Source organism: Exiguobacterium sp. s16 (genome assembly GCF_018618115.1).
Lineage (GTDB): Bacteria > Bacillota > Bacilli > Exiguobacteriales > Exiguobacteriaceae > Exiguobacterium > Exiguobacterium mexicanum_A.
Map to the genome: position 1 here is coordinate 1 of NZ_JACSLM010000019.1, position 3007 is coordinate 3007.

Consider the following 3007-nt stretch of genomic DNA (forward strand, 5'->3'; position numbering starts at 1 on the left):
TTAGACTAGATCAAAGCCTCGACCGATTAGTATCATTCAGCTCCACACGTCGCCGTGCTTCCACCCATGACCTATCTACCTCATCGTCTCTGAGGGGTCTTTCTTGATTGCTCAAAGGGAAATCTCATCTCGGAGGGGGCTTCATGCTTAGATGCTTTCAGCACTTATCCCGTCCGCACGTAGCTACCCAGCGATGCTCCTGGCGGAACAACTGGTACACCAGCGGTGCGTCCATCCCGGTCCTCTCGTACTAAGGACAGCTCTCCTCAAATTTCCTGCGCCCACGACGGATAGGGACCGAACTGTCTCACGACGTTCTGAACCCAGCTCGCGTACCGCTTTAATGGGCGAACAGCCCAACCCTTGGGACCTACTCCAGCCCCAGGATGCGATGAGCCGACATCGAGGTGCCAAACCTCCCCGTCGATGTGGACTCTTGGGGGAGATCAGCCTGTTATCCCCAGGGTAGCTTTTATCCGTTGAGCGATGGCCCTTCCATGCGGAACCACCGGATCACTAAGCCCGACTTTCGTCCCTGCTCGACTTGTAGGTCTCGCAGTCAAGCTCCCTTCTGCCTTTGCACTCTTCGAATGATTTCCAACCATTCTGAGGGAACCTTTGGGCGCCTCCGTTACTGTTTAGGAGGCGACCGCCCCAGTCAAACTACCCACCTGACACGGTCCTCCAGCCGGATCACGGCTGCGAGTTAGAGACTCTATACGCAAAGGGTGGTATCCCAAGGGTGTCTCCACCGAAGCTGGCGCTCCGGCTTCACAAACTCCCACCTATCCTGTACATCGCGTACAAAGCCTCAATATCAGGCTGTAGTAAAGCTCCATGGGGTCTTTCCGTCCTGTCGCGGGTAACCTGCATCTTCACAGGTACTATGATTTCACCGGGTCTCTCGTTGAGACAGTGCCCAAATCGTTACGCCTTTCGTGCGGGTCGGAACTTACCCGACAAGGAATTTCGCTACCTTAGGACCGTTATAGTTACGGCCGCCGTTTACTGGGGCTTCGGTTCAGTGCTTCTCTTGCGATGACACATCCCCTTAACCTTCCAGCACCGGGCAGGCGTCAGCCCCTATACTTCATCTTGCGATTTAGCAGAGACCTGTGTTTTTGCTAAACAGTCGTTTGGGCCTATTCACTGCGGCTTATGTTGCCATAAGCGTCCCTTCTCCCGAAGTTACGGGACCATTTTGCCGAGTTCCTTAACGAGAGTTATCCCGCGCGTCTTAGAATTCTCATCTCGCCTACCTGTGTCGGTTTACGGTACTGGCGCCGACCTCCTTACTAGAGGCTTTTCTTGGCAGCGTGAAATCCGGTACTTCGCCCTACGGGCTCCACGTCACAGCTCAGCCTTGTGTGTCGGGCGGATTTGCCAACCCGACGGCCTCGCTGCTTGTCCGTGCACTTCCAGTCGCACGGTTACCTTATCCTTCTGCGTCCCCCCATCGTTCAAACGGTGGTACGGCGGTACAGGAATATCAACCTGTTGTCCATCGCCTACGCCTTTCGGCCTCGGCTTAGGTCCAGACTAACCCTGAGCGGACGAGCCTTCCTCAGGAAACCTTGGGCTTTCGACGGAGGGGATTCTCACCCCTCTTTTCGCTACTCACACCGGCATTCTCACTTCCAAGCGCTCCACGGCTCCTCACGATACCGCTTCACTGCTGCTTGGAACGCTCCCCTACCATCCCTTACGGGATCCATAGCTTCGGTGGTATGTTTAGCCCCGTTACATTTTCGGCGCGGCGTCACTCGACTAGTGAGCTATTACGCACTCTTTGAATGATGGCTGCTTCTAAGCCAACATCCTAGTTGTCTGTGCAACGCCACATCCTTTTCCACTTAACATACACTTGGGGACCTTAGCTGATGGTCTGGGCTGTTTCCCTTTCGACTACGGATCTTATCACTCGCAGTCTGACTCCCGAGTACAAGTTGCCGGCATTCGGAGTTTGACTGAATTCGGTAACCCTGTGGGGGCCCCTAGTCCAATCAGTGCTCTACCTCCGGAACTCTTCACCTCGAGGCTAGCCCTAAAGCTATTTCGGGGAGAACCAGCTATCTCCAGGTTCGATTGGCATTTCACCGCTACCCACACCTCATCCCCGCACTTTTCAACGTGCGTGGGTTCGGACCTCCAGTCAGTGTTACCTGACCTTCATCCTGGACATGGGTAGATCACCTGGTTTCGGGTCTACGACGACGGACTGATGCGCCCTATTCAGACTCGCTTTCGCTGCGGCTCCGCCTCATCGGCTTAACCTCGCCCGCCATCGTAACTCGCCGGTTCATTCTACAAAAGGCACGCCATCACCCGTTAACGGGCTCTGACTACTTGTAGGCATACGGTTTCAGGATCTGTTTCACTCCCCTTCCGGGGTGCTTTTCACCTTTCCCTCACGGTACTGGTTCACTATCGGTCACTAGGAAGTATTTAGCCTTGGGAGATGGTCCTCCCGGATTCCGACGGGGTTTCACGTGTCCCGCCGTACTCAGGATCCACTCTGGAGGGGATACGATTTCGGCTACAGGGCCGTCACCTTCTCTGGCCGACCTTTCCAGGTCGTTCACCTATCCTATCCCTTTGTAACTCCGTATAGAGTGTCCTACAACCCCAGGAAGCATGCTTCCTGGTTTGGGCTGTTCCCGTTTCGCTCGCCGCTACTCAGGGAATCGAATTTTCTTTCTCTTCCTCCGGGTACTTAGATGTTTCAGTTCCCCGGGTTTGCCTCACGCCGTGCTATGTATTCACACGGGTGTCCCGCCAGTCTCCCGGCGGTGGGTTCCCCCATTCGGATACCCCTGGATCAATGTGTACTTACCACTCCCCAGGGCATTTCGCTGTTCGTCGCGTCCTTCATCGGCTCCTAGTGCCAAGGCATCCACCGTACGCCCTTTCTACCTTGATCTAGCGTCTAAGACACACGGTCCTCACGGACCATATGTGAAATTAATTGGTTTGATGTCTTGATGAATCTTCAGTTTTCAAGGAACAA

At 54.6% G+C, this 3007-nt stretch carries 1 rRNA gene; it reads right to left on the reverse strand.

Going from position 1 to position 3007, the window contains the following annotated elements:
- Positions 1 to 6 precede the first annotated feature (6 nt).
- Positions 7 to 2920 (reverse strand): 23S ribosomal RNA (locus KNP86_RS15475).
- Positions 2921 to 3007: the final 87 nt, after the last annotated feature.